The organism is Agrobacterium sp. MA01 (assembly GCF_009650195.1).
Classification (GTDB): domain Bacteria; phylum Pseudomonadota; class Alphaproteobacteria; order Rhizobiales; family Rhizobiaceae; genus Allorhizobium.
Genome location: NZ_CP045854.1, coordinates 3,163,749 through 3,184,111, shown reverse-complemented (window position 1 = coordinate 3,184,111; position 20,363 = coordinate 3,163,749). Strand labels below are relative to the sequence as shown.

The 20,363-nt window shown below is 61.6% G+C and carries 18 protein-coding genes and 2 pseudogenes; 11 read left to right on the top strand and 9 right to left on the bottom strand.

What is annotated here, in order from left to right:
• Nucleotides 1-29 precede the first annotated feature (29 nt).
• The 4 genes from GH983_RS15410 to GH983_RS15395 all read right to left on the bottom strand — a co-directional run bounded on the left by GH983_RS15410 (nucleotide 30) and on the right by GH983_RS15395 (nucleotide 3,509).
• The gene (locus GH983_RS15410) at nucleotides 30-1,127 is read right to left on the bottom strand and encodes an ABC transporter substrate-binding protein (protein ID WP_054147894.1); all 1,098 of its coding nucleotides are present in this window, start codon (nucleotides 1,125-1,127) and stop codon (nucleotides 30-32) included.
• On the bottom strand, nucleotides 1,124-2,518 hold the full coding sequence (locus tag GH983_RS15405; RefSeq protein ID WP_054147895.1) for a sensor histidine kinase: 1,395 nt from the start codon (nucleotides 2,516-2,518) through the stop codon (nucleotides 1,124-1,126). The genes GH983_RS15410 and GH983_RS15405 overlap by 4 nt, the downstream gene beginning before the upstream one ends.
• Nucleotides 2,505-3,182, bottom strand: coding sequence for a response regulator transcription factor (locus GH983_RS15400; RefSeq protein WP_054147896.1), 678 nt, complete (start codon nucleotides 3,180-3,182; stop codon nucleotides 2,505-2,507). The genes GH983_RS15405 and GH983_RS15400 overlap by 14 nt, the downstream gene beginning before the upstream one ends.
• A gap of 108 nt (nucleotides 3,183-3,290) precedes the next feature.
• Nucleotides 3,291-3,509 carry a hypothetical protein gene (locus GH983_RS15395; protein ID WP_069043295.1) on the bottom strand — a complete coding sequence of 73 codons (219 nt, stop codon included), beginning with the start codon at nucleotides 3,507-3,509 and terminating at the stop codon, nucleotides 3,291-3,293.
• A 271-nt stretch (nucleotides 3,510-3,780) separates the two neighbouring features.
• Between GH983_RS15395 and GH983_RS15390 the strand changes: the two genes are divergently transcribed.
• Entirely contained in the window at nucleotides 3,781-4,476 is a 696-nt protein-coding gene (locus GH983_RS15390; RefSeq protein WP_335622522.1) for an EAL domain-containing protein, read from the top strand.
• A 72-nt stretch (nucleotides 4,477-4,548) separates the two neighbouring features.
• Here the strand turns inward: GH983_RS15390 and groEL are convergent.
• A pseudogene (groEL, locus tag GH983_RS15385) lies at nucleotides 4,549-4,785 on the bottom strand (chaperonin GroEL); the annotation flags it as partial.
• On the opposite strand from groEL, the pseudogene GH983_RS15380 reads away from it, so the two are divergent.
• Together GH983_RS15380 and treY are read left to right on the top strand one after the other, a co-directional pair.
• A pseudogene (locus GH983_RS15380) lies at nucleotides 4,783-4,896 on the top strand (aspartate-semialdehyde dehydrogenase); the annotation flags it as partial. The pseudogenes groEL and GH983_RS15380 sit on opposite strands and share 3 nt — an antisense overlap.
• A gap of 87 nt (nucleotides 4,897-4,983) precedes the next feature.
• Nucleotides 4,984-7,641 carry a malto-oligosyltrehalose synthase gene (gene treY / locus GH983_RS15375; RefSeq protein WP_069043296.1) on the top strand — a complete coding sequence of 886 codons (2,658 nt, stop codon included), beginning with the start codon at nucleotides 4,984-4,986 and terminating at the stop codon, nucleotides 7,639-7,641.
• Between the two features lie 87 nt (nucleotides 7,642-7,728).
• Here the strand turns inward: treY and GH983_RS15370 are convergent, their stop codons facing one another.
• The 3 genes from GH983_RS15370 to GH983_RS15360 form a co-directional block, all read right to left on the bottom strand.
• On the bottom strand, nucleotides 7,729-8,034 hold the full coding sequence (locus GH983_RS15370) for a DUF982 domain-containing protein (RefSeq protein ID WP_054147901.1): 306 nt from the start codon (nucleotides 8,032-8,034) through the stop codon (nucleotides 7,729-7,731).
• Between the two features lie 74 nt (nucleotides 8,035-8,108).
• The gene (locus GH983_RS15365) at nucleotides 8,109-8,963 is read right to left on the bottom strand and encodes a PfkB family carbohydrate kinase (RefSeq protein ID WP_069043297.1); all 855 of its coding nucleotides are present in this window, start codon (nucleotides 8,961-8,963) and stop codon (nucleotides 8,109-8,111) included.
• Nucleotides 8,960-9,988 carry a substrate-binding domain-containing protein gene (locus tag GH983_RS15360; RefSeq protein WP_069043298.1) on the bottom strand — a complete coding sequence of 343 codons (1,029 nt, stop codon included), beginning with the start codon at nucleotides 9,986-9,988 and terminating at the stop codon, nucleotides 8,960-8,962. Before GH983_RS15360 ends, GH983_RS15365 begins: the two co-directional genes overlap by 4 nt.
• A 345-nt stretch (nucleotides 9,989-10,333) precedes the next feature.
• Between GH983_RS15360 and GH983_RS15355 the strand changes: the two genes are divergently transcribed.
• Both GH983_RS15355 and GH983_RS15350 read left to right on the top strand, forming a co-directional pair.
• Entirely contained in the window at nucleotides 10,334-11,119 is a 786-nt protein-coding gene (locus GH983_RS15355) for a ThuA domain-containing protein (protein ID WP_069043299.1), read from the top strand.
• Nucleotides 11,116-12,174, top strand: coding sequence for a Gfo/Idh/MocA family protein (locus GH983_RS15350; RefSeq protein WP_194842729.1), 1,059 nt, complete (start codon nucleotides 11,116-11,118; stop codon nucleotides 12,172-12,174). The genes GH983_RS15355 and GH983_RS15350 overlap by 4 nt, the downstream gene beginning before the upstream one ends.
• Nucleotides 12,175-12,279: 105 nt before the next feature.
• On the opposite strand, the gene iolG is transcribed toward GH983_RS15350, so the two are convergent.
• Nucleotides 12,280-13,275, bottom strand: coding sequence for an inositol 2-dehydrogenase (iolG, locus tag GH983_RS15345; protein WP_153762847.1), 996 nt, complete (start codon nucleotides 13,273-13,275; stop codon nucleotides 12,280-12,282).
• Nucleotides 13,276-13,471: 196 nt separating this feature from the next.
• Here iolG and GH983_RS15340 point away from each other — a divergent pair, with 196 nt between their 5' ends.
• From GH983_RS15340 to iolB, 6 genes are all read left to right on the top strand, one after another.
• Nucleotides 13,472-14,290 (top strand): MurR/RpiR family transcriptional regulator, encoded by an 819-nt coding sequence (locus tag GH983_RS15340; RefSeq protein ID WP_153762846.1) that lies wholly within the window; start codon nucleotides 13,472-13,474, stop codon nucleotides 14,288-14,290.
• A gap of 120 nt (nucleotides 14,291-14,410) precedes the next feature.
• A complete protein-coding gene (gene iolC, locus GH983_RS15335) occupies nucleotides 14,411-16,339 on the top strand; it encodes a 5-dehydro-2-deoxygluconokinase (RefSeq protein ID WP_153762845.1) in 1,929 nt (642 codons plus the stop codon).
• Nucleotides 16,336-18,156, top strand: a complete 1,821-nt coding sequence (gene iolD, locus GH983_RS15330; RefSeq protein WP_153762844.1) for a 3D-(3,5/4)-trihydroxycyclohexane-1,2-dione acylhydrolase (decyclizing) — start codon at nucleotides 16,336-16,338, stop codon at nucleotides 18,154-18,156. The genes iolC and iolD overlap by 4 nt, the downstream gene beginning before the upstream one ends.
• 2 nt (nucleotides 18,157-18,158) lie before the next feature.
• Nucleotides 18,159-19,052 carry a myo-inosose-2 dehydratase gene (iolE, locus tag GH983_RS15325; protein WP_069043303.1) on the top strand — a complete coding sequence of 298 codons (894 nt, stop codon included), beginning with the start codon at nucleotides 18,159-18,161 and terminating at the stop codon, nucleotides 19,050-19,052.
• A gap of 105 nt (nucleotides 19,053-19,157) precedes the next feature.
• Nucleotides 19,158-19,424, top strand: coding sequence for a hypothetical protein (locus GH983_RS15320; protein ID WP_083229676.1), 267 nt, complete (start codon nucleotides 19,158-19,160; stop codon nucleotides 19,422-19,424).
• Nucleotides 19,425-19,447: 23 nt separating this feature from the next.
• Complete coding sequence (gene iolB, locus GH983_RS15315) at nucleotides 19,448-20,257, top strand: 5-deoxy-glucuronate isomerase (protein WP_069043305.1); 810 nt, start codon at nucleotides 19,448-19,450, stop codon at nucleotides 20,255-20,257.
• Nucleotides 20,258-20,363: the final 106 nt, after the last annotated feature.

Below are 20,363 nucleotides of genomic sequence, written 5' to 3'. Positions count from 1 at the left end.
TTTTCATTGGGATGCTGCTGCTTTCAGGATCAAGGTACACCGGGCGCGAAGAGCGAGCTCCAGTTGCGAATGAACTCTTCCCGGGTCGCCCGATCCTGGGCGGCAAGCAGGGCCGGGCCAACGCGGATCGGTCTGCCAATGCCGGATTCAATCAGCGAGATCGGACCGTCGACGCCCGGGGGCAGGGGGGCATTTTCCGCAAAGTAGAAGGCTTTCTCCCGCGCCACCTTCTGGCCGCGCTCGGAAACCAGATAGTCGACGAAGCGGGCGGCGAGATCCGGCTGGGGCGACTGGGTCGGTATCATTGCGCCGCGGGTCAGGATCAGCGTGTAGTCGCGAGGGACGACCACGCGCATGTCATTGTTGCGCAGATAGCGTGCATAGGCATAGGAGCCGAGGATATTGTAGGCGATCTTCAGCCTGCCTTCCTCGATCAGATCGAGCACTTCCTTGTTGCAGCAGCTGGTCACCACCTGGGCGCGGCTAAAGCTTTCGAGAAGGCGGCCATAGCTCGTCGGTGCCTGCTGGGCATCGTGGAAGGCGAGGAGATAGCCGACGCCTGACAGCTGAACATTGTAGGTGCCGATCCGGGTCCAGTATTCGTCCGGTTTGCGGCGCAAGAGTTCGGCGATCTCGACATGTGAGCGCGGCACGTCCTCCGGCGGCACCTGGGAGGCGTCATAGACGATGACGGCGGGCTCGAAGGCGAAGCCGAAGATTTCGTCGCGCCAGTTGGCCCAGGCCGAAACACGCTCTGTTTCCTCCGACTGGTGTGACCTGGCGCAGCCGTCATTGGCGAGCTTGACGAGATGGTCGACCGACGAGGAAATCCAGAGGTCGCCGTGACTCGTTTGCTGCCGACAGGCCAGTTCTGCCTCGCGGAAGAGATCGTTGCTGACATAGTCGTTGAATTCGACGGTCACATCGCGCGCCGTTTCCTGGAAGTCCCGGATCAGCGGCGCAATGACGTCGGCGTCTGTCACCCCGTTGATCACAAGTCTTGTCCGCTCCTGTCCGGGTGCGGGGAAGACAGAGCGCTCCCCCTCAAGAGCGAGAGCCGAGGTCGAGGCCAGGGCCGCCGTGACAAAGCCCGACACCACGGCGTGGAACATCGTCGACAGGTTCATGCGCTTGGCCTCGCATCGATCAGGGGGAGTTCAAGGAAGGTGGTGAAGCCTGTCCCGGGCGTCCGTTCGCGGAAGGCCAGCGCACCGTTCAGCGTTGTGGCCACCTCAGAGGCGATGGCGAAGCCGAGGCCGGAACTGCCTTCGCCTGACTTTGACGAGACGAAGCGTCGGGTAACTTGCGTCCAGTCCTGGGCCGGGATGCCGGGGCCATCGTCTTCCACCTCGACCAGAACGAAATCGCCGCGCCGGATCACCCGCACCGCAAGGCTCGATACCACACCATGGCGCAGCGAATTGTCGATGACGTTGACGATCGCTTCGCGCAGGCTCAAGCCATCGCCGAGTACCATCAGCGGCTCCGGCGGCGCCTCGAAGGAGACGACGATGTCAGGGTCGATGGTGATCGGGACGGCCGCGCGGAAGGCTTTGCGCGCGACATCGACGACGTCTATCGGCGAGAGTTGCACGGAATCGAACCGGTGGATGACCATGGCATGGTTGAGCAATTGCGTGGTGAACCGCGCAAGCTCCGATGCCCGGTTCTTCACCCGGTCGAGGTGACGGCGGTCATTCTCCGAAAGCGCTTCTTCGTTGATCAGGCTGACCTGGGCCGATAATGCCGTCAGTGGCGTGCGGATCTGATGGGCGCTGTCGGCGATGAAGCGCTGCAACAGCTGCAACCGGTCATCCAGTCGGCCCATGAAGTGGTTGATGGACTCCACGAAGGGGGCGAGTTCGCGAGGCACGTCGACGGCGAGCGGTGTCAGGTCCTGGCTGTCGCGGCGGCGAAGCGTGTCGCCGAGTACATCGAGCGGTCGCAGCGAGTAACGCACAGCAAGGATGGTTCCCCCGAGCGCAAGTAGGCTCATGACCCCGACCAGCGCCAGGGCACGCGTGGTCAATTCCGTTGTCAATTGCTGTCTCGCCTCTGTGGTCTGGGCGATGAGAACATTTGCCCAACCACCGATCGAGGGATCTGCAATCGCGCGGCTTGCGGCCACCATGCGCACCGGCTGATCGCGGAAGCGTGACGTCTGGAACAAGGCCTCGGTACGGGCATTGGCGATGTCGACCGGAAACTCCAGGTCTTCGTAGCCGGTGAGTGTCGAGGCGTCGGGTGCCATGACGCGGTAGAAGATCTTGTCCCTCGGTGCGAGGCCGAGCAGTTCGAAAGCGCTCGGCGGCAGGTTGACCGTGATGCGGCCTTCTTCGACCACCAGACCGTCAAGGATTTGGATCGCGGCACCCTGCAGGAGCCGATCATAGGCTTCGTCGGCGGCTGCACGGGCATAAAGCCACGCTGCTGTCATCAGCATCGCTGCGCCCCCCGCGAGCACCACGGCGACGCGGATGACGAGGCGCGCAAACAGGGAGCGCCTAGTCCTCTGCATCGGACACCAATTGATAACCCACGCCACGCACGGTCACGATGCGTGCCCTGGCCCCTTCGAGCTTCTTTCTCAGACGTCCGACATAGAGCTCGATGGCATTCGGACCTGCTGGTTCGTCGAAGCCGAAGAGCTGATCGAGCAATTGATCCTTGCTGAAGACGCGTCCCGGACGACTTGCCAGGATTTCGAGCAGGGTCATTTCGCGGCGCTTCAGCTGAACCTCGCGGTTGCCGACCTTGACCGTCCGCTGGGTGCGGTCGAGAAGCACATCTCCGCAGGCAATCACGTTGGTCGCCTCGCCACCGGCGTGTCGCCGCAGCAGCACACGGGCGCGGGCTTCCAGTTCGCGGAAGTCGAAGGGCTTTACCAGGTAATCGTCCGCGCCAAGATCGAGTGCGCCGACGCGATCGTCGATTTCCGAGCGGGCCGTCAACACGAGGACAGGCACGGTCGAGCCCTGGTCACGCATTCGCTTCAGAATTGAGAACCCATCCATGCCCGGCAACATGACATCCAGGATCACCAGATCATATTCGGTAAAATCGAGGATCTCGGAGGCCGCACGGCCGTTCGTCTCCCAATCGACCGTGTGGCCGATGGTTTCAAAGCGGCGAGAGATGGCCTCTCCGACGTCGAGCGTGTCTTCCACGAGCAGAATGCGCATGGCAGGACGCTCGCATGTCTGACTGCTGCGATCAAGGTGAGCCAGCACTTCCGTCGACCTTCGGGAAGCGAACTGAGTACGTTCCCATTCGGCTGCTCGGCCCTCGTCTCAGGCCTGTGCGTCCATGGATGCCATCGCGTCTGCAGACGGCGATTTCCTGGCTTCGATCAGCGATGCCATGATCGCAGTCCGAAGCGCGTAGGTATTTGCGGTAGTCTTCTTGTGGTCCAGTCTCTGCGCCGCGACGACCAGATTTGCGCCGTGCTGCATGACGATCTGTTGAGCCCGGACCATCGCCCAGGTCTCGATATCGGTCTGTTCCCTCATGTCCGCATCCCCAGCTAAGTCATTTAGCTCGTGAGGCTTTTTCGAATCAGCCTCATGTTCGAGGATATTCGATTATCTCGATTGGTTAAATCAGCAATCCAAAAAAGGTCATGAATAACGGAGCAAGACGGTTGCTTCCTCGGAAACTGGTTGCGTAGCAGCTTTCAAGCTTCCTTAAGACGGTTGTGTTTTGGTTGAGAAGCATAATTCAGGAGCCGCGATGACCTGCCAGGGTTGCAAAAATGGGACCGCCTTCGAGTCGCGATTTTCGATGGCATTTCAGCCGATCATCGACACCCGGCGTCGTGAAGTTTTCGCGCATGAGGCACTCGTTCGTGGCCTTGATGGCAGCGGTGCCGTATCGGTGCTCTCGCTGGTCGATCCCGACAATCGTTACGCTTTCGACCAGCAATGTCGGGTACGCGCCATCGAATTGGCCGCGAGCCTTTTTCCTCGGGACCGGATGCCGCATCTGTCGATCAATTTCATGCCGAATGCCGTGTACGAGCCGCGTGCCTGCATTCGCCAGACGCTCGAGACCGCGCGGCGGACGGATTTTCCGCTCGACCGCATCATTTTCGAGTTCACCGAGGTTGAGAAACTCGACACGGCGCATCTGCTCAATATCCTGAGAAGCTATCGCGAGATCGGCTTCAAGACGGCGATCGATGATTTTGGTGCCGGTTATTCCGGCCTCAACCTTCTGACCCGATTCCAGCCCGATCTGGTGAAGCTCGACATGGATCTTATCCGCGGCATCGACACCGATAGCGTGAAGCAGATTGTTGTCAGCCGTACGCTCGACATGCTGCGCGAACTTGGCGTTACCGCCGTCTGTGAGGGGGTGGAGACTGCGGGCGAACTTCAGATGTTGACGGATCTCGGCGTGGATCTGATCCAGGGCTATTATATCGCTCGGCCGACCTTCGAGGGCCTCAGCCCCGTTCCGGCTGCGCTCGCGGCCTGAGCGTTCTCGCCCCAAATACCAAAAGGGCCGCCCTCTGGAGCGGCCCTTCCTCGTTCATAGATCTTCGAAAGCTCAGAAGTCCATGCCGCCTGCCGGCATCGCCGGGGCTGCCTCCTTCTTCGGCTTTTCGGCGATCATCGCCTCCGTGGTGATCAGGAGGCCGGCAACGGAGGCTGCATCCCGCAGCGCGGTACGGACCACCTTGGCCGGGTCGATGACGCCTTGGGCGAAGAGGTCGCCATAGTCGCCGGTCTGGGCATTTCAGTCGTAGGCGAAGTCGGGCTTCTCACGCAGCTTGCCGACGATGATTTCTGGCGGACCAATTTGGATGGCGACCTGCATTCCGTGCGCTTCAGCCACAAGCGGCTGATCGGGCCGAACGAATGGCGCAAGGTGGACGGAGAATTCGACCTCCACTGAGGATCCCGGATCCACTGGGACGGCGGGAACAAGGCAGGCCGGTTGGCGTTGGTCCGGGTCGGACACCCCACCCTCAAGGATGCCAGCATGCCTCTTCCCGTTTCGACCTACCGCTTGCAGTTTCGCGGCGGCATGGATTTCGACCGCGCCATCGGGCTCGTGCCCTATCTGAAGCGTCTCGGCATCACCCATCTCTACGCGTCGCCCGTGTTTGCCGCGACCGATGGATCGACACACGGCTATGACGTCACGAATGCCAATGTCATCGATCCCGTGCTTGGCGGTCGTGAGGGGTTCGAACGTCTGGCTGCCGCGTTGAAGGCCGAAGGTCTCGGCCTGATCCTCGACATCGTGCCAAACCATATGGCGGCCAGTCTCGAAAACGCCTGGTGGCGCAGCGTCATCGAATGGGGCGAGGCAAGTAATTATGGGCACTATTTCGACATCGACTGGAGCCAGCGGCTGACGCTTCCGTTTCTCGGCAAGCCTTTCCAGCAGGCGGTGGTGGATGAAGAGGTCTCGCTCGCGCTCGATGCTGACCAAGGGGTGCTTGCACTCGCCTATTTTGACAGTCTCTACCCGCTGAACCCATCGACCTATCCGGCCGCTCTCGCCAATTGTGAGCATCCGATGGCCGCGCCGCTCTCGGATCTCGGGCGCAAGGCAAAAGCCGGTGAGGAGGCCGAATTCCATCAAGCCGTCGTTTCGCTTTGCCGCGAGCATGGCTGCGATGGGCTGCTTGAGGAGCTCCAGGTGAAGGCTGAGGAGCGAGAGTTTCTGCTCTTTCTCCACGACCTTCAGCCCTTTCGCCTGATGCATTGGACGGAAGCCGCCAAGGGCCTCAGCTATCGGCGTTTCTTCGAAATCGCCGGTCTTGTCGGACTGCGTGTTGAGGCCCTGGATGTCTTTGAGGCTGCCCATCGGACGGTGCTGGATCTGGTGCAATCCGGTCAGGTCGACGGCTTGCGCATCGACCATGTCGATGGTCTCGCAGACCCCGGCCGCTATTTGCAGGAACTGCGCGACGCCGTGGGACACGGTATTCCGATCTATGTCGAGAAGATCCTGGCCCGGGGAGAGGATCTGCCAAAGAGTTGGCCCGTGCAAGGTTCGACCGGCTACGAGTTCATCGCGGCCCAGGTGCCGGTTCTGCTCGATTCTGCGGGCTTCCTAGCCATGCGTCAGGCCTATGCCGCGATCGCGGGGCCACAGACGCCTGTTGCGGACAAGATGCGCGAGGCGAAGCTTCGGATGATCCGGGTGAACTTCGCCGGCGAGGTAAAGGCCCTGGTCGGGCAGGGCGCCGATCTGCTCGGGCTCGACGAGGAGACGATGAGCCGCGCCCTGGAAGAGCTTCTTCTCGCCTTCCCACGCTATCGGACTTATGCGGCCCAGGGAGACATGAGCGCCGAAGATCGGCAACTCGTTGATCAGGTGCTGAGCAAAGCAAAAGCGCGGCTGGACGAGACGGCGGCTGATGCGGCCTGGTCCATCGCCGATCTCCTGAAGGGCGAAGGGCGGTTTGAAGGTGGGGGCGTCGGATCCGATCTCTTCCGTCGCCGCTTCCAGCAGTTAACCGGGCCGCTGATGGCAAAGTCGCTCGAGGACACGCTGTTCTTCCGCCATGTCGAGTTCCTGGCCTTGAACGAGGTCGGCGGAGAACTGGAGCCGGAAGAGGGCGGACTCGAACACTTTCATGCCGAGATGCAGCGGCGTGCGCAGACGCAGCCATCGGGGCTTTCCGCCTCATCGACCCATGACACCAAGCGCGGCGAGGATGCCCGCGCGCGTCTCTTTGCGCTTGCCGAGGATGCGCCCCGCTTTGCAGGCCTGATCGACGGCTGGCGCAAGGCGCATCGGGGTGCCGTCGCAGAGGTCGATGGCAAGCCTGCGCCCGAAGCCGAGGTCGAGTGGATGATCTTCCAGGCATTGATCGGCCACTGGCCGGTCGATCTCACGGCGGACGACCGGGAAGGGATCGCCGATTTCGCCGAGCGTGTCTCGGCCTTCGTGGAGAAATCCCTGCGCGAGGCAAAGCTCAGGACTAATTGGAACGCGGTGAACGAAGCCTATGAGACTGCCGTGAAGGACTATGTCCGGACGCTGCTTCTCGACAGTCCTCAATTCATCAACGAGTTCGTGCGCGACATCCAGCCGCTGATCTGGGCGGGTCTGATCAATGGCCTCACCCAGACCGTGATCAAACTGACCGCGCCGGGCGTTCCCGACATCTATCAGGGAAGCGAAGCGCTCGATTTCAGTTTCGTCGATCCCGACAATCGGCGTCCGCCACATTTCGAAACCCTGTCCGCTTTCGATCCCACGGCGCCGATTTCCTTTGGCGACCCACGCGCACTGGCCGAGGGGTGGCTGAAACAAGCGGTCGTCGGACGCGGTCTGTCGCTTCGCAACCGGTATCCCCAGTTGTTCCTGCAGGGGCGGTATCTGCCGTTGACGATCGCGGGCCCCCGCCAGTCGCAGGCCGTGGCGTTTGCGCGAGTGCATGACGGCGTCGCGGTGATCACCGTCGCCTGTCGTCTACCGGTCGCCATGCTTCAGCAGGGCGAGGGACTGTTATCGGAACAGTTCTGGGGGGATACCGTCGTGCAATTGCCTGAGGCGCTCGCAGGGCATGGCTGGACGGACGTCTTGTCTGATCGGCAGATTGTTGCCGCCGAAGGCATCCTGCTGCGGGAGCTGATGGAAGGGCAGACGATCGCGGTGCTGACCTCGGGAGCCGCCTGAGCGGCTCTCCCCTTCGAAACTTATCCCGAGCGGGGCGGATGCAACTATCCGTCTCGCCCGGGCGCGTCATTCATTTGCTCCGGAATGTCAGGCGACGGCGGGTCTCGCTCTCGGCAGGAAGCTCACCATTTGCTTTTGCGGGTTTGAACACTGCCGCATGCCCGCTTCATCTGCCGCCGCGATGAAGGCGCTGCGTGCCAGCTCGGTTGCACGAGTGCCCCGCAGTGCCTTGCGGCAAAGCCGCAAGGCGCGTTCATAAGCAGGGCCGCGTCTCGTCGGCCACTCCGCATCGAGAAAATCCAGCGCGTCATATGCATTGAGAAAACGGCGCGTCAGCCCACAGGGCAGTTCCAGTTCGACGGGCACGTTCCAGGTGAAATCGGCTTCAGTCATGCCTTCCTCCGTTTGGCGCCCCAGCAACTCGGAGGATGGTCAGGAAGTTCCCGCAGGACGGTCAAATAAAGATGTTATGATATTGATTTTTCTGTTGCAGATCGCGTCTGGGCTTCACGCTTCTCAAGCCATGCGGTTGTCTCGTCGCCGGCAAGCTGGCTCGCCTCAACGGCGTTTTTCCCGCCCAGCAGGGCGTGCATAAGACTGCCGCTGAAGGTGTCGCCGGCACCGATGGTGTCGCGAACGGTGACCCGGCGGCTCAGGAGCACCTGGGTCTCAATTTTTCCGTCAAAGACCGAGATTGCGGCCGGGCCGTCCGTCATCACGAGATGGGTGAGCCGCTCTGTCGCGAGCCTGCGTGCCATGACCCAGACTTCAGCAATTGGGGTGCCGGGCAGGTCTGCTTTCGAACCGACCATGATATCGGCGGGACGGACCTCGCCCTCGCGGAGCGGAAACTGCGAGATGACGAGGGGCGCGCGGTTCAGGGAGGTGAGGATGGCGTCTGGCAGTTTCGGCGCGTTGACGTAGAAGGCATCGGCCTTAATTGCGCGATCGAGCACAAAGGTGCGGGAGAGGCGTCGCTCGCTGGAAAGGATGGTCCGCTCGCCTGTGGGGTCGAGCATGATATCTGCGAAATCGGTTTGGCCGTCACGCCGCGCGATCAGCGTCGTGTCGAAGCCGGCTTCCTTCAATTCGGCAAGCGCTTCCTCCCCATGCGCATCGTCCATCAGGTTCGACAGCAGCGCCACGTCGTGTCCGAGATCGAGCAGCCTGCGAGCGGTGAAATATCCGCCGCCACCGAGGCGTGTCTCCCGCGATGACCAGGCAATCCGTCCACCGGCACGCAGTGGCTCAGTCAGTCGCCAGATGCGGTCATGGTTGATGTGGCCGATGACGACGATCCGTTTGCGGTGAGGACCGGTCATTCGGCTGCATCCTTCGGAACGGGCCGGCTGGTTTCGCGCAGGATCAGTTCCACCGGCCAGAGCTCCTTCACATCCGTTGCCTGGCATCCCGAAAGCATTTGCAGGAGGAGGTCCGTAATTCGACTTCCGGCGGCGCGGATCGATGAGCGGGTTGTCGAGAGAGAAGGGGCCATGTTCTCGGCGGTCAGATACGGAAAGACGTCGTCATGGGCGATGACAGAAATGTCCTGTCCAATGACAAGGTTTCTCGACCGGGCCGCGCGATAAACGCCGAGCGCCGTCATCATCGAACCGGCGACGAAGGCTGTAGGGCGCGGTCGCTGTTCGAGCGCGGAGCGGGCGAAGCGAAAACCGATCTCGTCCGTGAAGCTGCCATGTGTGACGAGCTGCGGATCATAGTCGATGCCGCGTTCGGCGAGGGCGGCTTTGTAGCCAGCCAGTCTATCCAGCGTGAACGTCAGGCCCTCTCGACCATTCAGGAGCGCGATGCGCCTGTGGCCGAGGTCAAGCAGGTGTTCCGTGCTCCGCCTGACTGCGCCTTCGTTGTCGATGTCGAGCCAGGCATGCGGGACCTCGGTGGCGGAGCGGCCATGCACGATAAAGGGGAGCTTCAACTGGTGCAGAAGCGCGATGCGGGGATCCTTGGGGCGTGGCGAGTGGATCACGACGGCATCGACCCGACGGCTTTCGGCAAGTCGCCGGTAAAGCTGCAGCTCGTCGCCGGGCGCATGCTCCGCCATGGGCGTAATGAGGATGTCGATGTCCTCGCCACTCAGGCGATCAGCCATGCCGCTGAGGAATTCGGAGAACTGATAGTCACCAGCCTTGGTCATCACCACGCCGATGGCACCGGCGCGGCCGGTCGCAAGGCGCACGGCATTGATGTTCGGCCGATAGCCGAGGCGGGCTGCCTCTTCCATCACCCGTGCGCGTGTCGCCTCGTTGACTTCCGGATAACCGCTCAAGGCGCGACTCACGGTCGTCGGTGACAGGCCGATCTCTTTGGCAAATTCCTTGAGCTTCATCCGTGTCGTTCACACCGTTACGGCAAGATCGCCGTTTGTACGCTTATGTCATGCGATCCTGCATACTGACAATTCTTGCAAGGCAATGTAAAAGCGCTTCCAAAATTCAGCAATCGGAGTGCTGAGCTTCCCCCACGCGTTCTGGCACAAATTGCTCGAAGATACTCATAAATCTCTTTTGACACCGGGCCAAGCGCCTGCAAAAATCGTCGACCAAACCGCTTTCAAATATTCCTGATGCTGCCCTAGTTTTGTTCCGATTCCTTCTTACGTCTGACGGAACGATGGGCCTCGTTGAGGCTTTTCTGAAGGCCGGTTGGCTGGCTCTAACCAAGGAGAATGCAGATGACGATCAGAACGGTTGTCTGGGGCGAAAACATTCATGAGCGGGAAAACGCCATCGTCCGGGAGATCTATCCCGATGGCATGCATGCGACGATTGCCGCCGCGCTGAATACGGATCCGGATATCGAGGCGACGACGGCGACGCTGCAGGAGCCTGAGCACGGGCTTTCCGTCGAGCGGCTGGCCGAGACCGACGTGCTCGTCTGGTGGGGCCACAAGGCGCATGGCGATGTCTCCGACGAGATCGTCGAGCGGGTCGCAAGCCGTGTCTGGGAAGGCATGGGCCTTCTCGTCCTGCATTCCGGTCATTTCGCCAAGCCCTTCAAGCGGCTGATGGGCACGCCCTGCGCGCTCAAATGGCGTGAGGCGGGCGAGCGCGAGCGGATCTGGACCGTCAATCCCGGTCATCCGATCGCAGCCGGCATCCCGGAAAACTTCGTGCTTGAAAACGAAGAGATGTATGGCGAGTTCTTCTCGGTGCCGGAGCCGCTGGAAACGGTCTTCATCTCCTGGTTCGCCGGCGGCGAGATCTTTCGCTCGGGTCTCACCTGGCGACGCGGTGCGGGCAATATCTTCTATTTCCGTCCGGGTCATGAGACCTATCCGACCTATCACGACGCGACCGTTCAGCAGGTGCTTCGCAACGGGGTGAAGTGGGCGTTTAATCCGATGCCGCGCTATGTGGCCGTGCATGATGCACCGAATGTCCCGGTCGAGCAGGCGCTGGAGCCGATTACCGAGCGCGGTCCGCGCCTGCATCAGGCCGGTGAGGAAGGCTACAAATGAGCACTGCCCCCATACGCCTGCTGATCCTCGGCACGGGTGGCATGGCCAATACCCATGCCATGAACTTCTCGATCATCACCGATGTGCAGCTTGTCGCGGCTGTTGATCTCGACATGGCGACGGTGCGCGCCTTTGCCGCCCGGCACAATATCCCCAACACGTTCACCTCGCTCGAAGAGGCGATTGCCTGGGGTGAGTTCGATGCCGTCACGAATGTCACGCCGGACAAGGTCCATTACCCGACGACGTTGAAGCTTCTCGCTGCCGGCAAGCATGTCATGTGCGAGAAGCCTCTCGCCGAGAATTATGCCAAGGCCGACGAGATGGCGACGGCGGCGGAAATGGCCGGCCTCGTCAACATGGTCAACCTCACCTATCGCAATGTCGCGCAGGTGCAGAAGGCGCGGCAGATGGTGCTGGGCGGCGAGATCGGCAAGGTGCGCCACATCGAGGCCTCCTACCTGCAGAGCTGGCTCGTTTCCAAGGCCTGGGGTGACTGGTCGACCGAGAGCCAGTGGCTCTGGCGGCTGTCGACCAAACACGGCTCGAACGGCGTGCTGGGCGATGTCGGCATCCATATTCTCGACTTTGTCGGTTATGGCGCGGCGACTGACATCGATCATGTCTTCGCGCGGCTGAAGACCTTTGAAAAGGCACCGGGCAACAAGATCGGCGAATATGATCTCGATGCCAATGACAGCTTCACCATGACCGCCGAGTTCACCAACGGCGCGATGGGCGTGATCCATGCGAGCCGCTGGGCGACGGGGCATCTGAACGAATTGCGCCTGCGGGTCCATGGCGACAAGGGCGCGCTGGAGGTCATCCACCGCCTGGATGGCTCCAGCCTCAGGGCCTGCCTGCAGGAAGATGTCGAAAAGGCCGTCTGGCGGGAGATCGAGGTCGATCCGGTGGAGACGAACTATCAGAAGTTCATCACCGCGATCCGCTCAGGTTATGGGCAGGAGCCGAGCTTCCGGCATGCCGCCAATCTGCAGAAGATCCTCGATCTGGCGATGCTGACGGAGGTGGAGCGGCGCGAGCTGGCGGTCTGAGCCGGTTTTGCTGAACCCATGTCGAAACGGAAAACGCCGCCCGAGGAGGTTCGGGCGGCGTTTCCATTCTGCGCGACCCTTCGGTCCCGCGGGAGCTCTTGCGTCTCAGTAGGTAACGGTAACCGCCGACTTGTCCTTGGCGGACTTGACGGCAGCGTCGGCCAGCGCCAGAGCGATCAGGCCGTCTTCGGCCGAGGGCGCCATCGGCGTGCCGTTGTCGAGCGCGTCGATGAAGGCGGAGATTTCGGCTGCATAGGCCGCCGTGTAGCGGGTCATGAAGAAGTCGTGCAGCGGCGGGCGGGTATAACCGTCCTTGTTGGCGACTTCGATCGAGACCGGGCGCTGGTTTTCAGCCGAAACCGAGCCGAGCGAGCCGTGCACTTCGATGCGCTGGTCGTAGCCGTAGGATGCGCGGCGCGAGTTGGAGATGATCGCCTGGCGACCGCTCTTGGTCGTCAGGATCAGTGAGGCGCTGTCATAGTCGCCGAGTTCGCCGATGACAGGATCGACCAGAACCGAGGCCGAGGCCTGGACCGTTTCGATCTCTTCGCCGAGCAGGAAGCGGGCGATGTCGAAGTCATGGATAGTCATGTCGCGGAAGATGCCGCCGGAGACCTTGATGTATTCGGCAGGCGGTGCGCCCGGGTCGCGGCTGGTGATGGTGACCATCTCGACTTTGCCGATCGAGCCCTTGTCGATCTCCTTGCGGACGGCCTGGAAATGCGGGTCGAAGCGGCGGTTGAAGCCGAGCATGACCTTGCCGCCGACGGCGCGGACCGTCTCAAGGCAGGCCTTGGCGCGTGCGACATCCAGATCGATCGGCTTTTCGCAGAAGATCGCCTTGCCGGCCTTGGCGAAACGCTCGATCAGGTCGGCATGGGTGTTGGTCGGCGTGCAGATGATGACGGCGTCGATGTCCTTGTCGGCCTCGATCTCCTCGATCGTCTTTACCGCGCAGCCGGTCTGGGCCGCGATGGCGTTTGCGGCGTCGGCGAAGGCGTCGGCAACGGCGACCAGTTTCGCGCGCTTGTCTTCGGCAATGGCTTTTGCGTGTACCTTGCCGATGCGGCCGGCGCCCAGAAGTGCCAGTCTCGTGACCATGTTCGTTTCCTCCCTATGCGCCTTGGTCCCTCGTCAAAGGGCGGCGATTGTGGTGTGCTCCTGACGGAGGCGCCTGATTGATGTTCCATTTCACGCTGGCCAAGGCCATGTTTTGGAATATATGTTCTATTTTGCTAGATCTTGATACGGTTTCTGTCAAGCGGGACAGTGTCACGGGGTAAGGGTAGGAAAACGAATGAACGAAATCGGCGGACCGCAGACGATCAAGGACTTTGAAGATCGGCTGCTGGAAGTTTCCGGCAGCCTGCCCAAGCGGCTCAAGCAATGCGCCGACTATGTCGCCGCCAACAAGGATCGCATTGCGGTCTCTACCGTCGCCGAGATGGCGGAAGGGGCGGGCGTCCAGCCTTCGGCCTTCATGCGCTTCTGCCAGATCATGGGCTTCACAGGCTTTTCAGAGATGCAGAAGCTGTTTCGCGAAAGCTTCGTCGGCGGCTGGCCGGATTATTCGACGCGCCTGCAGCACTTAAGGGAAAAAGCCGAGGGATCGCCCTCCGCCCTTCTCGCCGAATTTGTCGAGGCTGGGCGGCTTTCTCTCGAAAATCTCGTCAAAACCGTTGATCCGCAGGCAATGGAGGTCGCGGTCAGGCAGCTTTCCGAAGCGCGCATGATCCACATCATCGGTCTGCGCCGCTCCTTTCCGGTTGCAAGTTACATGGCCTATGCCTTCGAGAAGATGGGTGTACCGGCGATGCTGCACAGTGTGGTCGGTCGGCTCGACAACCATCATGCGATCCAGGCGGGTGATGCGCTGCTCGCCGTCACCTTTTCTCCCTATTCCGCCGAAACGCTTGAGCTGGTCGAGCAGGTGCGCCCGCGCGGCGTTCCGGTCATTGCGGTCACCGATACGGTGGTCAGTCCACTGCGCCGCATGGGGGCTACTCTGCTCTCCGTTTCGGAAGTCGATTTTGGCGCCTTCCGTTCGCTGTCGGCCACGCTCTGTCTGGCGATCACGCTTTCCGTCGCCGTCGGGACTGCGCGACAGGAAGCCTGAACGTCCGTATTGAAATTCTGAAAAATAGAATTTATAGTCCATTTTTAGACATGGCCGTTCCAAATCGTGGAGTGGTTTCGAGGCGGGGCGCTAGATCCCGCATCACAGGGAGGACATCGCTTGGCTTCGCTCGATCTGATCACGATCGGCCGCTCTTCCGTGGACCTTTATGGGGCCCAGGTCGGCGGTCGGCTGGAGGACATGGCCTCCTTCAACAAGTATATTGGCGGATCGCCGACCAATATTGCAGCCGGTACGGCCCGTCTTGGCCTCAAGTCGGCGCTGATCACCCGCGTCGGCGACGAGCATATGGGCCGCTTCATCCGCGAGCAGCTGGTGCGCGAGGGCGTCGATGTCCGGGGCGTCAAGACGGACAAGGAGCGGCTGACCGCGCTTGTCTTGCTCGGTATTCGCGACGAACACCAGTTCCCGCTGATCTTCTACCGCGAGAACTGTGCCGACATGGCGCTGTCGGAAGAGGATATCGATCCGGATTTCATCGCCGAGGCGCGCTGCGTCTGTGCGACCGGCACGCATCTGTCGCATCCGCGCACGGAAGCTGCCGTGCTCAAGGCGCTGAAGATCGCCCGCGAAAAGGGCGGTCTGACGGCGCTTGACATCGACTACCGCCCGAACCTCTGGGGTCTTGCCGGCCATGGCGATGGCGAAAGCCGCTTTGTCGAGTCCGCTCAGGTCACCGCGAAGCTGCAGTCGACGCTGCATCTCTTCAATCTGATCGTCGGTACGGAAGAGGAGTTTCACATAGCCGGCGGCTCGACCGATACGATCGAGGCGCTCAAGGCGGTTCGCAAGGTCTCCTCCGCGACGCTGGTCTGCAAGCGCGGGCCCATGGGCGCCGTGGTCTTTGACGGTGCGATCCCGGATAGTCTCGATGCCGGCCAGACCGGCCAGGGTTTCCCGATCGAAGTGTTCAACGTCCTTGGTGCCGGCGACGGCTTCATGTCGGGGCTGCTCAAAGGCTGGCTCACCGGCCAGGATTGGCCGACCAGCCTGAAGTTCGCCAATGCCTGCGGCGCGTTTGCCGTCTCGCGTCACGGCTGCACGCCGGCCTATCCGAGCTGGGATGAGCTGCAATATTTCTTCAAGACCGGAATCCAGAACAAGGCGCTGCGCAAGGATGAAGCGCTGGAGCAGGTGCACTGGTCGACCAACCGCAAGAATGACTGGTCGACGATGCGGGTCTTCGCCTTCGATCATCGCATGCAGCTCGAAGCCATGGCCAAGGATGCCGGCGTTGCCGACGAGAAGATCGGCGCCTTCAAGAACCTCTGCCTCGATGCGGCGCTGAAGGTCTCCGGCGGCAATGCCGGTTACGGCCTGCTCTGCGACAGCCGTCTCGGCCGCGAGGCGCTTTACCGCGCGGCTGGCACGGGTCTGTGGATCGGTCGTCCGGTCGAATGGCCGGGCTCGCGTCCGTTGACGCTGGAACCTGAGATCGGCCCCGATTTCGGCGGCCTTGTCGAATGGCCGGTTGAGCACGTGGTCAAGGTGCTCTGTTTCTATCATCCTGATGATACCGCAGAGATGAAGGCCGAGCAGGAAAAGACCGTGCAGCGGCTCTTCCATGCGGCGCGCCGCAATCGGCTCGAATTCCTGCTGGAGGTCATCCCCTCCAAGGTCGGCGCCTGCGATGACGAGACGGTGGCCAAGATCATCGAGCGCTTCTACGAGATCGGCGTCTATCCCGACTGGTGGAAACTGGAGCCGATGAAGACGACAGCGTCCTGGGCGAATGCCTGCAACGCCATCGAACGCAACGACCCGAACACGCGCGGCATCGTCGTGCTCGGCCTCGATGCGCCACAGGCGGAGCTTGAGGAGAGCTTCCAGCTTGCCGCCGGCTTCGATCTGGTCAAGGGTTTCGCCGTCGGCCGCACGATCTTTGGCGACGCCGCCCGCAAGTGGCTCGCTGGTTCGCTGAGCGATGCCGCTGCCGTTGAGGATATGGCCGCGCGTTACCAAAGCCTCTGTGTCATCTGGGATGCGGCGCGGGAGAAGGCGGTTTCCGCCAAGGGAGGAAAAGCATGAAGACGATCCGGCTGACCGCCGCCCAGGCGATGGTGCGTTACCTCGCCAACCAGCTGAACGAGGACGGCGTTCCCTATATCGCCGGCATGTGGGCGATCTTCGGCCATGGCAATGTCGCCGGCATCGGCGAAGCGCTCTATGGCATCCGCGAGGAACTGCCGACCTATCGCGGCCAGAACGAGCAGTCGATGGCGCATGCGGCAATCGCCTATGCCAAGCAGCTCGGCCGTCGCCGCGCCATGGCGGTGACCTCCTCCATCGGCCCGGGCGCGCTCAACATGGTGACGGCGGCAGCACTCGCCCATGTCAACCGCCTGCCGGTGCTCTTCATCCCCGGCGATGTCTTTGCCAATCGCGGCCCCGATCCGGTTCTGCAGCAGATCGAGGACTTCGGCGACGGCACGATGTCGGCGAATGACTGCTTCCGCCCTGTCTCGCGCTATTTCGACCGGATCATGCGGCCGGAACAACTCCTGACCGCGCTGCCCCGCGCCATGCGTACGCTGACCGATCCCGCCGATTGCGGCCCTGTCACGCTTGCCTTCTGCCAGGATGTGCAGGCCGAGGCCTATGACTATCCCGAGAGCTTCTTTGCAAGCAAGACCTGGCGCTTCCGTCGTCCGGAGCCGGATGTGGTGGAATTCGAAGCGGCTGTTGCGGCGCTGAAGGCGGCGAAGAACCCTGTGATCGTCGCTGGTGGCGGCGTGCATTTTGCGGGGGCCACCGACACGCTGAAGGCCTTTGTCGAGAAGCACCAGATCCCCGTCGTCGAGACGCAGGCCGGCAAGTCGGCACTCGCCTGGGACCATGGTCTGAACTTCGGCCCTGTCGGTGTGACCGGTGCCGAAAGCGCCAATGTGGTCTCGGAAAAGGCGGATCTCGTCATCGGCGTCGGTACGCGCTTCCAGGATTTCACCACGGGGTCCTGGGCGCTGTTCAAGAACCCTGACCGTAAGATCCTGGCGCTCAACGTGCAGCCTTACGATAGCGCCAAGCATGATGCGATCCCGCTGGTGGCTGATGCGAAAATCGGCCTCGAAAAGCTCTCGGCAGCGCTCGGCGATCACACGTATGCCGCACCGGATGCCGGTCTCAAGGCCTCCTGGTTTGCCAAGGCGGATGCCGTGACGGCTGCGCCCAAGGACAGTAATTCGCTGCCGACCGACATGCAGGTGATCGGCGCCGTGCAGCGCGCCTCGCGAGACAATACGGTTGTCATGTGCGCCGCCGGCACCATGCCGGGGGAATTGCATCAGCTGTGGAAGTCGAAGCTGCCGCTCTCCTATCACATGGAATACGGCTTCTCCTGCATGGGCTACGAGATCGCCGGCGGCCTCGGCATCAAGATGGCGGAACCGGACCGCGACGTCATCGTCATGGTCGGCGACGGCTCCTACATGATGATGAATTCGGAGCTGGCAACCGCCGTTGGCATGGGCGTCAAGATCACGCTCGTGATCACCGATAACAGGGGTTACGGCTGCATCAACCGGCTGCAGATGGGCACCGGGGGCGCGCAGTTCAACAACCTCTATGCCCATTCGAATGTCAGCCCCATCGCCATCGATTTCGCCGCGCATGCGGCGTCGATGGGCGCGCGCGCTCTCAAGGTGTCGTCGATTGCAGAGCTGGAAACAGCGCTTGATGCCGCCCGCGAGGCGACCGAGACGACGGTCATCGTCATCGATACCGATCCTTATCCGACCACCGGGGCCGGCGGCTACTGGTGGGATGTCGCGGTGCCGGAAGTCTCGGCCCGCGCCGAAGTCAATCAAGCCCGCGTTGCCTATGAAGCGGCTCTGAAGGAAAGAACCTGATCATGATCCTTTTCGGAACCAACCCGATCGCCTGGTCGAACGACGACGACCGCCGCCTCGGCGCCCATATCAGCCTCGAACAGTGCCTGGACGAAACCGCCAAGATCGGCTTCGACGGCATCGAGAAGGGCCACAAGCTGCCGACCGATCCTGCGGGTCTCAAGTCGGTGCTGGAGCCGCGCGGCCTGAAATTCGTCTCCGGTTGGCATTCGCTGAACCTGCTGACCAACTCCATCGAGGAAGAAAAGGCCGCCATGCAGCCCTTCCTCGATGTGCTGAAGGCCATGGGCTGCAAGGTCATCATCGTCTGCGAAACCTCGAACGCCATCCATGGCGCCGATGATGCGGCACTTGCCGATCGTCCTGTCCTCTCCGATGCCGAATGGGCAAAGTTCGGTGCCGGCGTCGAGGCGCTGGCCGAATTTTCGGCGAGCCAGGGCATTTCGCTCGTCTACCACCACCACATGGGAACGGTCGTCGAGACCGAGGCCGAGATCGACAAGCTCATGGAGTTTACCGGCCCGCATGCCAAGCTGCTACTCGATACCGGCCATTGCACTTTCGGTGGCGGCAATCCGGAAGCGGTCGCGAAAAAATACATGCATCGCGTCGGCCATATCCACGCGAAGAATGTTCGTCCCGTCATCGCCGACCAGGTGCGTAACGAAAAACTCTCCTTCCTCGAAGGCGTGCGTCGCGGCGTGTTCACCGTGCCTGGCGACACCGAGGGCGGCGTGAATTTTACCCCGGTTCTGAAGATCGCCGCCGAGCATGGTTATGAAGGCTGGATCGTCATCGAGGCCGAGCAGGATCCGGATGTGCGCAATCCCTTCGAGTATCAGAGCCTCGGCCTGAAATCGCTCAAGGGCTTCGCCAAGGATGCCGGCCTGATCTGAATTGAACACGGGGCGGGGGTTTAATCTTCGCCCCTTGTTTTGACAGCAGGCGGATTTGGGCTCTATTGCATGCGACCCACTCACAAGACTGCCGGGAGCAAAGCCTTGAAGTTCCAGATCCTCGATCCGACTCATCCCTTCTTCAAGCCGCTTTATCGCCGCATCCTCTGCGTCGTGCTGCCGCTGGCCTGGTCCGGGGTGGAGTATTCGAACGGTGCGACCGGCTGGGCGATGGTCTTTATCGTGGCCGGGCTTTATGCCGGTTACGAACTGCTGTTCATGTATGATCACACGATGAAAAAGGCCGAAGCCAAGGCAGAGGCCGAGCGTGCCAGGATTGCAGCCGAAGCCGAACAGGCTGACGCCGACTGAGCGCCAAAATCAGGAGACGAGGAATGGCCGATCTGTTGCGCAAGCCTTCGGGCACATCCGGCAAAGTGCATGACATTACCCCCGCCAGTGCCGGCTGGGGCTATGTCGGCTTCGGGCTCTACCATCTGAAGGCGGGCGAAAGCGCTGCCGAGCAGACGGGTGAGACGGAGGTCATTCTCGTGCTCGTCGAAGGCAAGGCTGAGATCTCTGGTGGAGGCAAGGAGTTCGGTGAACTCGGCCAGCGCATGTCGGTGTTCGAGAAGACCCCGCCGCATTGTGTCTACGTGCCTGCCGGCAGCGATTGGTCGGCCAAGGCCACCACTGACTGCGTGCTCGCCATCTGCACGGCACCTGCCATGCCCGGCCGCGACGCACAGCAGATCGGGCCTGAGGGCATTTCGCTGGTCGATCGCGGCAAGGGCGCCAACACGCGACATATCTACCCGATCGCCATGGAAGATCGCGATGTGGCCGACAGCTTGCTGGTGACCGAAGTCTTCACGCCGTCCGGCAACTGGTCGTCCTATCCGCCGCATCGGCATGACGAGGACAACTTCCCGGAGATGACCTATCTCGAGGAGACCTATTACCACCGCCTCAACCCGGCTCAAGGCTTCGGTTTCCAGCGTGTCTTCACAGAGGACGGCTCGCTGGACGAAACCATGGCGGTGTCTGATGGTGATGTGGTGCTGGTGCCTAGGGGGCATCACCCCTGCGGCGTGCCGCATGGCTACGAGATGTATTATCTCAACGTCATGGCCGGCCCCTTGCGCAAATGGCGTTTCCAGAATCATCCTGACCACGACTGGATCTATCAGCGCGATAACGGCTGAATTCGTTTGAGGCGGTGCCTGGGCTGCCTTCACGAATATGTTTGCCGTGCCGGGAAAAATCCGGCCGTCCATCCGGTGCGTAGTGGTTTGCACAACGCCAATGATG

Excerpts from the sequence above, each read along its gene's own strand:
- GH983_RS15410 (WP_054147894.1), bottom strand. The coding sequence starts at position 1,127 with ATGAACCTGTCGACGATGTTCCACGCCGTGGTGTCGGGCTTTGTCACG.
- GH983_RS15405 (WP_054147895.1), bottom strand. The coding sequence starts at position 2,518 with ATGCAGAGGACTAGGCGCTCCCTGTTTGCGCGCCTCGTCATCCGCGTC.
- GH983_RS15400 (WP_054147896.1), bottom strand. The coding sequence starts at position 3,182 with ATGCGCATTCTGCTCGTGGAAGACACGCTCGACGTCGGAGAGGCCATC.
- GH983_RS15395 (WP_069043295.1), bottom strand. The coding sequence starts at position 3,509 with ATGAGGGAACAGACCGATATCGAGACCTGGGCGATGGTCCGGGCTCAA.
- GH983_RS15390 (WP_335622522.1), top strand. The coding sequence starts at position 3,781 with ATGGCATTTCAGCCGATCATCGACACCCGGCGTCGTGAAGTTTTCGCG.
- treY (WP_069043296.1), top strand. The coding sequence starts at position 4,984 with ATGCCTCTTCCCGTTTCGACCTACCGCTTGCAGTTTCGCGGCGGCATG.
- GH983_RS15370 (WP_054147901.1), bottom strand. The coding sequence starts at position 8,034 with ATGACTGAAGCCGATTTCACCTGGAACGTGCCCGTCGAACTGGAACTG.
- GH983_RS15365 (WP_069043297.1), bottom strand. The coding sequence starts at position 8,963 with ATGACCGGTCCTCACCGCAAACGGATCGTCGTCATCGGCCACATCAAC.
- GH983_RS15360 (WP_069043298.1), bottom strand. The coding sequence starts at position 9,988 with ATGAAGCTCAAGGAATTTGCCAAAGAGATCGGCCTGTCACCGACGACC.
- GH983_RS15355 (WP_069043299.1), top strand. The coding sequence starts at position 10,334 with ATGACGATCAGAACGGTTGTCTGGGGCGAAAACATTCATGAGCGGGAA.
- GH983_RS15350 (WP_194842729.1), top strand. The coding sequence starts at position 11,116 with ATGAGCACTGCCCCCATACGCCTGCTGATCCTCGGCACGGGTGGCATG.
- iolG (WP_153762847.1), bottom strand. The coding sequence starts at position 13,275 with ATGGTCACGAGACTGGCACTTCTGGGCGCCGGCCGCATCGGCAAGGTA.
- GH983_RS15340 (WP_153762846.1), top strand. The coding sequence starts at position 13,472 with ATGAACGAAATCGGCGGACCGCAGACGATCAAGGACTTTGAAGATCGG.
- iolD (WP_153762844.1), top strand. The coding sequence starts at position 16,336 with ATGAAGACGATCCGGCTGACCGCCGCCCAGGCGATGGTGCGTTACCTC.
- iolE (WP_069043303.1), top strand. The coding sequence starts at position 18,159 with ATGATCCTTTTCGGAACCAACCCGATCGCCTGGTCGAACGACGACGAC.
- iolB (WP_069043305.1), top strand. The coding sequence starts at position 19,448 with ATGGCCGATCTGTTGCGCAAGCCTTCGGGCACATCCGGCAAAGTGCAT.